The 12,469-nt window shown below is 43.1% G+C and carries 8 protein-coding genes; 1 reads left to right on the top strand and 7 read right to left on the bottom strand.

Annotation, left to right across the window (positions count from 1 at the left end; translation table 11 throughout):
- Positions 1–9: 9 nt before the first annotated feature.
- The 5 genes from DMB45_RS00040 to DMB45_RS00020 form a co-directional block, all read right to left on the bottom strand.
- A complete protein-coding gene (locus tag DMB45_RS00040; protein ID WP_110688310.1) occupies positions 10–696 on the bottom strand; it encodes a hypothetical protein in 687 nt (228 codons plus the stop codon).
- A gap of 11 nt (positions 697–707) precedes the next feature.
- The gene (locus DMB45_RS00035; protein ID WP_041504010.1) at positions 708–2,186 is read right to left on the bottom strand and encodes a RagB/SusD family nutrient uptake outer membrane protein; all 1,479 of its coding nucleotides are present in this window, start codon (positions 2,184–2,186) and stop codon (positions 708–710) included.
- A gap of 16 nt (positions 2,187–2,202) precedes the next feature.
- Positions 2,203–5,451 carry a SusC/RagA family TonB-linked outer membrane protein gene (locus tag DMB45_RS00030; protein ID WP_394341846.1) on the bottom strand — a complete coding sequence of 1,083 codons (3,249 nt, stop codon included), beginning with the start codon at positions 5,449–5,451 and terminating at the stop codon, positions 2,203–2,205.
- Between the two features lie 263 nt (positions 5,452–5,714).
- The gene (locus DMB45_RS00025) at positions 5,715–6,863 is read right to left on the bottom strand and encodes a FecR family protein (protein WP_160289151.1); all 1,149 of its coding nucleotides are present in this window, start codon (positions 6,861–6,863) and stop codon (positions 5,715–5,717) included.
- Between the two features lie 120 nt (positions 6,864–6,983).
- Positions 6,984–7,580 carry an RNA polymerase sigma-70 factor gene (locus DMB45_RS00020; protein WP_160289152.1) on the bottom strand — a complete coding sequence of 199 codons (597 nt, stop codon included), beginning with the start codon at positions 7,578–7,580 and terminating at the stop codon, positions 6,984–6,986.
- A gap of 276 nt (positions 7,581–7,856) precedes the next feature.
- On the opposite strand from DMB45_RS00020, the gene DMB45_RS00015 reads away from it, so the two are divergent.
- Positions 7,857–9,122 (top strand): sugar MFS transporter, encoded by a 1,266-nt coding sequence (locus tag DMB45_RS00015; protein ID WP_041504013.1) that lies wholly within the window; start codon positions 7,857–7,859, stop codon positions 9,120–9,122.
- A gap of 308 nt (positions 9,123–9,430) precedes the next feature.
- Here DMB45_RS00015 and DMB45_RS00010 read toward each other — a convergent pair whose 3' ends face one another.
- Together DMB45_RS00010 and DMB45_RS00005 are read right to left on the bottom strand one after the other, a co-directional pair.
- A complete protein-coding gene (locus DMB45_RS00010) occupies positions 9,431–11,728 on the bottom strand; it encodes a Gldg family protein (RefSeq protein ID WP_041505002.1) in 2,298 nt (765 codons plus the stop codon).
- Positions 11,729–11,746: 18 nt separating this feature from the next.
- Positions 11,747–12,469 (bottom strand): ABC transporter ATP-binding protein (locus tag DMB45_RS00005; protein WP_110688308.1); only part of this gene is annotated, 723 nt, incomplete at its 5' end.

Genomic DNA, 12,469 nt, shown 5'->3' with positions numbered 1-12,469 from the left:
TCTTTTAAATTAATTCGGGAATGTGATTTCTTCTCCTTCGTCATCGAGGATCGGAGCATGAGCCTGTTTATACTCTTCATAAGCCTGCTTTAACTCAGCCAATCTTCCCCGATCCATATCTTTGTATATCGTTTTGAAATAATCCATCATAAAGAAGTATTTGCCGGTACTATATTCTCCCCACCAGGTTGCGTTCCATATTGCGCCAGTCGGTGTAATATCATAATATACTTCAATACGGCAGGAATCGATATCCACCCGTCCGGAAGCAAACTGATGAGCCGGATCGGTCTGATCGAATTTCAGGATAGCCCCCTCCGGCTCGTTTGTCGGAGTCGGTTTTTCCGGGCGTTTCACGCTAAGAACGATCCATTGCGTATTGGTATCCAAAGCGGTATAAGTATATTTCTGGGGCAACACGATCTCCGCCCGAGTTTCGTAAGCTTTCCCTGCCTGAGCTTTAATCACGAAGTCCAAGGGCTTTTGTAACAAATACCCTTGTAACTGCACTTCTATTTTCAACTCGTGGTATTCATGACCTTTCACGTAATCCGTATCCCGAAAGGTATAATTTCGTGCATTCCACAGAAAATTGATCCGGGGCGATTCGTCATAAAGTGCTATTTCGTTTTTTTCGCATCCGATATAACCTAAACTCAATATCAGCATCCCTATTAAAAACTTATATTTTTTCATCACCTGTCGTATTAATTATTATTACCAAATATGATTTCATCGTCCGGTAACGGCCACCGGTATTTGTCCCTCACGTCTTTTAAAGGAGCCCCCTCGTAAGTCACGTAATTATGCAGCTTATAAAAATAGAAAAGCTTTCCTTCGGCATAAAACTCCTTCCTGTACTCCTTCATGATCTCGTTTACTCTATAAGTCTGTGAATTGTCGTACTCCGGACGGGTATCCAACCGATCGTAATGCGCACCTGCAATAATCTCGTCATCATAAGAAATCCCCCGAGCCCATCTCACCGTATTCAATGCTTCCGCACTCGTGGCGGCATCCGCACACTCCGCCACGATATAATACATTTCAGGCAAACGAATCAAAGCCAGCATATCCTTCCCATTATAATCGGTCAAGCCGTCCTGTTCGTACTTCCGGCAATATTTATATCCTCCGCCTTCGTTTTTATCTTTAAAACATTGAGATTGAGAACGCCAATCCGAATTCCCCCCTTCTCCCCATTCGTATATTTTCTGAAACCTGCTTTGTAGGATATTAAAATGTTGCTCGGCAGAAGTATAGTCGATCGCCGTATTAAAATGTTCGGTAACAATCTTATCGAATTCGTAAATATTCAAGCCGAAAATTTGTTCGTTGTATAAGAAAGACCTTGCATTTTTATACAATTCGAAATAGGGTGCCTCGATCACCTCATTAGCATATTCTACCGCCTTCACTTTGCTTTCGTCATCCCCTTTATAACAATACACCCTTGCCAACATCGCTTTTACAGCATATACATTCATACGGGTCTGACGCTGGTCTAAAAACAGCTCATAGCCCGGTTCGTCTTCTCTCTCGTAACTCTTCCAGAAGAAACGGGTATCATGTTTCTCCAGTAAAGAATCCGCCGTTTGCAAATCTTTCAACAACAAGTCCACCACTTGATTCGCGGGCAAGGCGGGAGTGGCCTGCCGATCGAAAGTCGTTCGATAAGAGATCGCTTTCGCCGCCGGGTTGACCTTGTAAACAGGACCGAATAACCGTAACAGGTCAAAATGTAAAAACGCCCGTAATCCCAAAGCCTCTGCTTTCATGACTTCATAATAATGTTCGGTCTTAATAACGGAACGATTTTTCTCCAAATAGCCCAAAAAATTATTGATATTGACAATGATATTGTACATCTTCAAATAGATACCGTCCTTTTTGGATAAAAAAAGATTGTCGTATTCGTATATCCTCGGTTTCCATGACAAACCTCCGAATTCGGGATAACCGTCATAATTACAGGCCAAAGCCTCAATATAACCATAACTCAACTCTTTGCCATACAATCCGATATCAGTCATTTTCAAATAGAATCCGGTCAAAGCATCCTTAAAACCCGACTCCGTTTCGAATAGCTTATCGGCGGGAATAGCCGTCTTCGGTTGAACATCCAACCAATCGGAACAAGAAGAGATGCTCCACGCGATCAGTATTATAACAACTATATTTTTCATATGCTTAGATTTTTAATTAAAATGCCACATTTAACGAGAAGGAGAATTGACGGGCAAAAGGATAACTCAATCCTCTCTCCTGTTTTACCGTGGAGAGATAGAATAAATCCTCCATATTAAAAGTCATTCCCACGGAACTCAATCCCCAGCGATCGATATACTTCGCGTTGGTTTTATCCATGCGGTAACTCAGGGAGAGCGATCCCATTTGGAAAGTATTCTCATCCATAATAAACCGGGAACTCGCTTTGGTCGCCGCCCCATTTACTCCTCTGGAAAGTCCTTTATAACGGGCAGCCAGACCGACCTCATCCCATCTTAGATTCAAAACCCGTTTATCGGCATTATACATCAGGTCGGCATTTTCAACTTTATCCACCAACGTCTGATTATATATTTGGCCTCCGAATTTATAACGAAAACTCACGTTGACCCCGAATCCTTTATAGGTAAAGGAGGAGTTGATATTTCCCTGCCATTTGGGTTCCGTATTTCCACAAGGAACCAAATCCACGGCCTCCCATTTACCGGTCATCTCTCCGTTTCGTTTCATAAAAATTTCGGCTCCGGTCGACGGATCTATCCCCAAAGAACGAACCACCCAAATCCGGTTGATGGATTCCCCCTCTTCGTAATGCGGAAGCGGTTTATAGCCGTTCTTTTTGGCAATCTCTATATCACTCATCTGGTCGGAATTCACCCGGTTCATATTACGCATGGCCTCGGATATTTTCTTTAGCTTATCCGTATTGTGGGAACCATTTAGCGAAATAACCCAATAAGCCGCTTTGGCCGGATTCTGGTAAGGAATAAAAGAGATATTCAATTCGACTCCCTTATTTTCCAAAGTCCCCATATTTTCCGGATAAGAAGCAAAACCGAGTGAAGGAGCGAGCGTGATCTGGGTCAAAGAGTTTTTAGTCAACTTCTGAAAATATTCGGCACGGGCCGTGATTCGTCCTTTTAAAATGCCTAACTCCAAAGCCAGATTCCACGTATCAGTCTGTTGCCACTTTAATTTTTCGTTCGGCATAGCCACCAACTCTACCCCCGTCCCGTCGGAAGATACATAAGGCTTCAGTAATTCCCCGTACGAATACAATTCTCTGGATTGATAAGGTGCAAAGCCCTGTGTCCCGGTCACCCCGTAAGACCCCCTGATAACAAAATCGGAAACAAAACCGATCCGGGACATAAACTGTTCTTTTTTCACATCCCAACGTAAACCGGCCGACCAGAAAGGAGCAAACCGATTGTCCTTACCGAACTGGGAAGAGCCGTCCAACCGAATATTGAAATCAACGGAATACTTGTAGTTATAAGAATAACCGAAACTCCCGACCCAACCGATCAAACGACTCGTATTCTCCGTTCCTGTCATCTTTTCGTTATATTTCTTACCGAAAAGGATATCGTCCATATTTTCGTTCGGGAAACCGGTAACGTAAGCCCCGTAACTCTCGTTACGACTTTCCTGAACAGACATTCTGGCATTTGCGGTCACGTAATGTACCTGTCCGAACAGTTTGTTGTAACTGGCCGTCAAATCCAATGAATAGGAGAGATTTTCTCTCTGCGTACGACGGAAATCCCCTTTTTTAGTCGGATCTTTCTCTTTATCGAAAGCCGTATGCTGTGCCGGCCGGAATACATCGGTTTTCCCATTATCCTTGGAAAGAGAAAAGGCTCCCGTCAAGCGGACATCATCCGTGGGATTATACTCCACACTAAATTGTTCCCGTACCCCGAAATTAGTCGTCCGGTTTTTCGTGTGGAGCGTGGCATCATACATAGGATTCGGATAGCTCGTGCTTTCGTAACCTCGAAATTGATTATCAAAGGAGTCCAAACGCTTTACTATTTCGCCATTAGATCCATACGGGCGCAAGTAAGGATTCAACTTCGTGTATTCGCTAAAATCCCCCCAAGGCGATTCGTCCCCGAGCGAATTATCAACGGTAATACTATTCTTTAACAGCACCTTTTTGAAACGATATTGCAAATCTAAAGATCCGGTCATGGTATTTCGTTTAGAACCTTTCATCACTCCCGGTGTAAAATTGGCACCGAAATAGAGTTTATAACGTAAAGCCCTATCCCCTCCCTCCAGCGTCAGCGCATGGCGATGCTGAACTGCTGTTCTCAAAGGCTTATCCAACCAATAGGTATTCACACCCCGCCTCACCTCTCTCAACTTCGCTTGATAACGTTCCAACTCCTCTAACGAAGCAGTATTATCGTATACACCTGCTTTCAATTCCACAGCCAACTTTTCGGCCGCATTCATCAAATTATAATCGGAAAGATCGGGAGTTTCGATACGCACATTACCACCGTAAGTCACCCACAAACGTCCCTCTTTCGGAGTTTTGGATTCTATAACAATCACCCCGTTTGCAGCACGCGATCCGTAAATCGCTGTTGCAGCCGCATCTTTCAGCAGGGTAATGGACTCTACCCGGTCCGGATCCATATCCACCATAGTCTGCAAACCGATTTCAAAACCATCTAAAATCAACAGGGGCTTATTCGGATAGGTATCGTATTCTCCTTGCAGGGTGACCATATCCGCCGACGTTCCGGCATTGCTGCCGCCGGGTAAGGTGGCTTGTCCCCGCATACGCAGATCCGGCAGACGATTCGGATTGGAATCGTTCACAATATCGTCCATAATCCGGAAACTGGGATCAATAGCAGACAGAGCTTTAGCTATATTGGTCGTGCTGAATTTTTTTATGTCTTCCCCTTTGACCGTTACGGCCGATCCGGTAAATCCCTCCTTCCTGCGATTAAACATACCGGTCACCACCACCTCGGTCAACTCTTTTTCATCTTCCTCCATTACCACATGCAACGGTTTTATCTCTTTTCCCGTATCTTTTACCACAACCGTTTTTTTCTTCATCCCCACAAAAGAAAACTCTAACACGACACTATCCATTTTCGGAACCTCAAGCGAAAAAAGGCCGTTCTTATCGGCCGCCGTCCCTATCCGGGTTCCCCGCAATAAGACGGTAACCCCCGGTACAGCAAGGCCGTCCTTATCCACCACCTTTCCCATTATTTTCAAGGACTCCTTTACCTGGCGAGCCAATTGATCCGCTTTCGTCAAAATAACAATCACTTCATCCTGGATATAATATCCCAAGGAAGTTCCTTCCAGACACCTGTCCATGATCAATTTCACATCATCGGAGGTAATATTCACGGAAATTTTTCCTGCCTTGTTTACCACACGTTCATTAAAAATGAAGGTGTATCCCATTTTCTGCTTAATCTCCTTAAATACCTCTTTTAAATCGACGTTTTCAACCTTGATGGTTGTCTTTTGCGCCAAAATAGATCCGGAAACAGACAGAAAAGTCGCCAACAAAAGTACCGTTGTTAACTTCATAATCAACAAAAATTTTTTTCGGGTCTGTCGATACAGCCCCTTTTGTCCACTTTTTTTCATAAATTTGTAACATTAAAGTTTCACAATGTGCCTAACGGCACTTTCACGGGGGATGCTGGTAACATCCCTCGTTTTTATCTCACAAATACAGTATGTTCCTTAATGGTTATTTTCACGGAACCGGTACGTTCAATCAAATCCAGCACATCTTTAAAATCATCATGCCGACGAAGTTCCACGGAGAAACGTTCATCTTTCACTTGCTGGTTTTCAAAAAATACCTGCACATCATACCACCGACTCAATTCGTGCATAATATCTTCCAAGCGTTCGTTATCGAACAGAAAATAACCCTTACGCCAGGCAATATAAGATTCAACATTCACCTCCTTTACCTGAATTATTTCACCGCCGACCGGACTCACCGCCTGCTGACCGGGCCTCAAAACAACCCGCTTCTCTCCCTTTTCGATTAAAACTTTTCCTTTTACCAAGGTTGTCGCCCAAGGTAACCCTTTATATGCCCTCATGTTAAACTCCGTTCCCAACACTTCAATCACGTACCCGTCCTCGACCTCTACCTTAAAAGGTCTTTTTTCATCATGAGCCACTTCAAAGTAAAGTTCTCCTTTAGCATATACCTTACGACTTTTTTCCGCAAAAACCTCGGGGAAACGTAAATAAGACTCCGCATTCATCCAAACTACCGTGCCGTCAGGTAGCACGAGTTTGAACTCTCCTGCCCTCGGGGTCGTCATTACATTGTACTTGGAGTCATTACCGAGAACGGTATCGGAAAAGTAAGAAAACGCACCTCTATCATTTTTAATAACTCCACCATTTGTTAGAGCAAGCGATGTTATTGTATCTTTTCCCAAATGGAGAACCTCTCCGTTAGCCAATTCCAGACGGGCACATACCATACCCGGTACAATCTCTTTCTTTATTACCGCAAAAGAAGATTTATCATTCTCATGCATATATAACCATCCGACGAAAAGAAGCGGTAGCATCAAAGAAGCTGCAACACCCCACCTCCTCCAATAGCTTTTTCGCCCCACTTGCATCTTTTTCTCCAACTGTTTCCAACTCTTTTCTTTATCATATCGATCGAAACGAAACGATTTTTTTAAAATCTGCTCTTTATCACAAATCCGATCGAACAACTCCCGATTACCCGGCTCCTCCAACCACCTGTTCAACTCCTTTTGTTTCTCTTCGACAAGAGTCCCTCGCAAAAAACAGTAGATCAGATTCGATATTTCTGTATCCTTATGTCCCATTTTATAAAAATTTCCCTTAGAACGAATATACATTGAAACAGGGTGACACCTCTACCTGTTTTTTTGGAAAAAAATAATAAAACAAAACGATCCTTAACGAAATATCAAAAAGGGAAATAATTAGAAAGGGGGATAAAGCAATAAAAATATAAGCCATTGCACACCGGACAGACGTTCCCTCAATACCCGATATGCACGCAGTTTTAAGGTCTTAACGGTATTGGGTGATATTTGCAATTTTTCGGCAATTTCCGGATTCGAGTACCCCTCCATCGTCATCAGTACGACACGCCGCGATTGTCCGGATAATCCTTTTATCGCTTCATAGATCAAAGCATGTACTTCCTCTTCCAATTTAAACTTTTCTTCATTGCTCTCCGAAAAAAGAGCAGTTAAATCAGATTCGTGCCGCAATTGCATCTGTTTATGCCGCAGATAATCGAAACAAGCATTTTTTACACTCGCGTACAGATAATTTCTTAAGCTTGCCAGTAAAATAAAATCCGATTTTTTCTCCCATACCTTTATAAAAGCATCTTGGACGAAATCTTCCGTAACCTCATCATTCTCTATATAACGAGAGGCAAAAGAACGCAAGGGGAAATAATACCGATTAAATATCTCCCTAAATACGAATTGATTACCTGTACGAAGCTGTTTTATAAGAACCTCATCCGTTAACACTTGTACTTTTTTAAATATTACACTCTCTTGCAAAAACGACTTTGAATATTCAAAAATAAAAAAATATATATAGAAACAAAAGATTATATATTATAAAACAATCGATACTCTAAAATAACAAATCTATTATTCCGTACTACATACACGGATTATGCCCGGCAAATAATAATCCAGTTCTACCTCTATTCCATTATTTATTTAATTTTTCAGTTTGGATTTTATTTTTTAATTTTAGTCATTACCTTTGAAATCGTTCGATACACGTGTGCATTGTAATAAACAGTTATGTTCCAATTATATTAAAACAAAATGAAACCAAACAAAAATGCTTATGGGACGGGGATTTTCATTATAGGCATCCTCTTTTTTATTTTCGGATTCGTTACCTGGTTGAACGCAACCCTGATTCCCTATTTAAATATAGCCTGCGAATTAACAGAGGAGTGGCAAGGTTATCTTGTAACCTTTGCTTTCTATATTGCCTACTTCGTCATGGCATTACCCTCCTCTTGGGTTTTAAAGAAAACCGGATATAAAAACGGTATGATGTTAGGGCTTCTGATTATGGCTTTCGGAGCTTTAGCCTTTATTCCCGCCGCTTTAACCCGGACCTACGGGTTATTCCTGTTAGGATTATTTATCATGGGAACCGGCTTATCCATACTTCAAACAGCTTCTAATCCTTACGTCATAGAGTTAGGTCCGCCGGAAAGCGCTGCCCAGAGAGTCAGCATCATGGGTATTTGCAATAAGGTAGCAGGAGCCATCAGTCCATTGATTTTAGGTTCCATCATGTTAAAAAATATCGATCAACTGGAAGATAGCCTACAACACATGACAGTCATCGAACGAGCTGCTGCCTTAGATATTTTAGCCTCTAAGGCGATCATCCCATACATTATTATCATGATCTCTTTTGTCATTTTAGGGTTATTTGTCAAATTCTCCCCCCTTCCTTATATCGACGACCCCGAAGGTGATTGTGATTCCCTGTTACCGGAAGACAAATGTACGATTTTTTCATTTCCTCATTTATGGATCGGCGTATTAGCCCTCTTCCTATATGTAGGGGTAGAGGTAATTGCAGTGGATTCCATCATTCGTTACGGGACGGCTCAAGGCATGTCCATGGATGTTGCCCGGGTATTTCCGACCTATTCCATGTTGGCCATGATTGTAGGTTATATTATCGGCATCATCTGTATTCCTAAATACATCAGTCAAGAAAAAGCCCTCTCCTATTGCGCTGTATTAGGACTGATTTTAGGTTGCGGGGTTATTTTCTTGCCTCTGGAGATTTCAATCTGGTGTCTCTCTTTATTAAGTCTGGCAAATTCCCTCATGTGGCCGGCCATTTTCCCGTTAGCCATATACGGGTTAGGACGACATACCAAAACAGGATCGGCCTTATTGATTATGGCCATCGCGGGAGGAGCTCTACTCCCCATGCTCTATGGCTCTTTAACAAGCATTTGTGGCTACCAGCAAGCTTACTGGCTCGTCATTCCCTGCTACGCGGTAATTCTCTATTTTGCTCTTATAGGATACAGAATAGGACGGGTTGCAATCGCTTAATTATATGATTATATGATTATATGATTCTATGATCAAATGATTAAATTAAAATCACAGAATCACTTAATCTTCGAATCTATAATTTACAATTAAACAACACTTTTGCCCCGTCCCCGGGTGTTAATTAAAAATTTACGATTTCGGATTTTAGATTTACGATTTAAAGATATCAAGATCAGAATTTAATCATAAATTAATTTTCAATCTACATTTTAAAATCAAATCACCTTTTCAACCATAAAAAACCGGAGTTTCAATCCTGTAAATCGATGAAACTCCGGTAATCTTTAAAATTTATATTCTATCTATTATCTGCCTCTTCTTCTAATCCATATGAATATAGCTATGAAAAGTAAAATAGCAGGCAATACTCCCATAAATCCAATCTTCGTAATATACATTCCGGTCTCACCTACATAAACCTTGTCATCAGTCAAACGGGGACGACGAACATCAATAGGCACTTCTTCATCGGATAACCAGAAGAAAGCTCCTTGTATGATCGAATAGTTGGATGCAGGAATATCCTTCCGGCTCCGGCTGAATTCACCGTTACTTACACAGTCAGCGTCTCCGAAGATCATGATTTTTTGCTCTTTCTCTCCCACTTTCCGCGACAACGCCAATCCGGTCACGAACGTTTTCTGGATCTCTCCGGTAGAAGGGTCGAAACGGGCCGTGTCATCCACGAAGTTTGTCGTCTGCAACTCGTTCCAACAATTGATGGTGTCGCTCACGAACAACGGAGTAACCTCGAAACCTTTATCTGTCGTGTAATCCAATCCGGTAGCACTCGGCATCGTAATCACCAATTCTCTACGTCTCATAGTATTATAGATATAAGAGAAATCGGCTGCCTCTTTAGTCGGTCGGGCTACGATCAGATCTGCTTGGAAATTCTCCGTCGGACGAACAAGAACACCCGGCATAAACTGAACACCAAACTGTTCGATCACAGGATTCATGATTTCCTGACGTTTCGGTTCTCCCACGATAAACAAGTTTCCGCCTCGGGCAATATAATTATCCAAATTCGCTTGTTCTTCAGCCGTTAACGGTTGACGCATCTCGGCAATCACAAGAATATTCACATCCTCCGGAATCGTTTTGTCCAACGTTACATTCTCAAAATCGAATCCCTGGTTAATCAATGAATAGCGGAAAGGTTTATCCTGCGTGAAACTACTGTAATCCCGGTCTCCCTGACGTTCCGTGTTACGTTCTCCATGTCCGGTTAAGAACCCAACTTTCGGTAATTTCATCACTAAACGTTTGAAAGCTGCAGAGATCTCCGTCTCTCCCGGGAAAACCATCATGTCATCGAACACCCGCAAGAAGGTCTTTTGACCGTTCTCTCTCTCCAACAAACGAACGAAACGATTCATTTCCGGCTTCAGGTCGATCTGTTCGCGAATCTGTTCCGGTTTCAATATTTTATTCGAATCCAATTTGATGATCTCGATCGTCTTTTTTACCATTTCCTCGAAGGTCATATCGGGATATCTCTTTTCGAGACTCTTCATATCCTTTATCGAATCATAGTAATAAACATATTTCATCGTGATATCCGGTTTGAAACGAACATATTGTTTAAAACGTTCCAAATCCCAATTCCGACTGGAAGGAGAACCATACCAATAAAAACGATCCATAATATTCACGTAGGTCGTGATCGTCAATTTACCGTCCATGCGGGCAACGATATCCTGACTATTTTGCGTCAACGTATTATGTTTCGTACGCGTCGCATCGTAAAAAGACATCAACGACGGACGAGAAGAGAGGTAACCGATAAACAGCGCCACCGCCCAAACTCCAACGTATTTGCCCCAGTTTACCATCCAAGAACTCTTCTGCCTGCGAGCTTGTAAACGAATCACAGCCATAGACAGGAACAAAAGGATTACGATCAAAAAGTAAATGACATCTTCCGAGCAGATCAAACCGTCAACGAATTCTCCGGCTCGACCGTCTATGGCCAACCAGAAGGTCAAATCCCGGACAAAATCGATCTCCTGCCACAATCCCTTCACGTAAGATAAGGCCGCAAGAACCGCTAAAGTTCCTACAGCGGCAACGATCTGGTAAGAGGTCAGGCTCGACATGAACAAACCGATCGCCGCGTAAGCGCAAATCAGTAAGTATAATCCCAATAAGCCGGAAAGGATATAGGGAATATCGATATTTTTGGCGGCACAAATTGCATATATAGCATAAAGCATCAAAACTCCGATCAAAACGAGAGCGTAAACCATCATCGAGGCGTATTTACCGAGAATGATCTGCCAGTTCGTCACCGGCGACGAGTATAGTAATTTAATGGAACCGCTACCGAACTCCCGGCTCATCAAGCTCATCGTCAACAAAGGGATGTAAAGGTAAAGGTAAGATTGAACGGTTACAAACAAACCTCTCCAACCGTCAAAAAGCCCCCCGGTAACATTGTAGTTTCCGTAGCCTAAAGAATTGGAGCGTACCATCCCTCCCATTAAATCGGAGAAGGCCATGCTGCATTGAAAGGTAAAAATGATCAGGATCAACCACGCGATCGGGGAATAGAACAGAGTTTGCAACTCCGTCTTCGCTATCTTGAATATTGTCTTCATTGTAAACGTGTTTTAAAATTATTTCTTTGATAATTCGGCAAAAACGGCATCCAAGGAACTCTTCTCCTGGTAAACCTCCGTCAATCTCCATCCTCGGGTGACACTCGTCTCAACGAGTCGCTCAGTAACCTCCTGGAAATCCGTGTATTGAAGACGATACTTCATCCCGCCCAGCTCTTCCACTCCACTCACGCCAGGAATAGAACGCAACTCCTCTACCGGCGGGGCGGCAACCAGCGTCACTACCAACGTGTTCGGGATGATGTAATTATCGAACTCGTCCACCGTTCCGGCGAAAACAAGGTTACCCTGCTCGATCATTCGGATGTAGTCGCAAGTCGCCTGAACTTCTGACAAGATATGCGTCGACAACACTACGGTGCGATCCTCCGCGATCTCCTTGATCAGGTGACGGATCTCAACGATCTGGTTCGGGTCCAGACCGTTCGTCGGCTCGTCCAAAACCACGAACTCCGGGTTGTGGATGATCGCCTGCGCTATACCCACCCGCTGTTGATAACCGCCAGAGAGGTTACGGATCAAACGTTTGTTGAAATGACTGATACCGCACTTGCCCATAACCGCCTTCACGGCCGTCGATATCTCGCTGTCCGGGACGTGACGCAAGCCAGCGCAATACTCCAGGTACTCCGTCACCGTCAAATCCGGGTGCAAGGGCGGCGTCTGCGGCAAAAAGCCGATATGCCGTTTCGCCTCTACAGGGTTCTCCCGGATACTCAC

The organism is Sanguibacteroides justesenii, from assembly GCF_003204205.1.
Classification (GTDB): Bacteria; Bacteroidota; Bacteroidia; order Bacteroidales; family Marinifilaceae; genus Gabonibacter; species Gabonibacter massiliensis.
Note: the sequence above shows the minus strand (reverse complement) of the source record. Positions and strands in the feature narration are given on the sequence as shown.

Excerpts from the sequence above, each read along its gene's own strand:
- DMB45_RS00035 (WP_041504010.1), bottom strand. The coding sequence starts at position 2,186 with ATGAAAAATATAGTTGTTATAATACTGATCGCGTGGAGCATCTCTTCT.
- DMB45_RS00025 (WP_160289151.1), bottom strand. The coding sequence starts at position 6,863 with ATGGGACATAAGGATACAGAAATATCGAATCTGATCTACTGTTTTTTG.
- DMB45_RS00015 (WP_041504013.1), top strand. The coding sequence starts at position 7,857 with ATGAAACCAAACAAAAATGCTTATGGGACGGGGATTTTCATTATAGGC.
- DMB45_RS00010 (WP_041505002.1), bottom strand. The coding sequence starts at position 11,728 with ATGAAGACAATATTCAAGATAGCGAAGACGGAGTTGCAAACTCTGTTC.
- DMB45_RS00030 (WP_394341846.1), bottom strand. The coding sequence starts at position 5,451 with ATGGGATACACCTTCATTTTTAATGAACGTGTGGTAAACAAGGCAGGA.
- DMB45_RS00040 (WP_110688310.1), bottom strand. The coding sequence starts at position 696 with ATGAAAAAATATAAGTTTTTAATAGGGATGCTGATATTGAGTTTAGGT.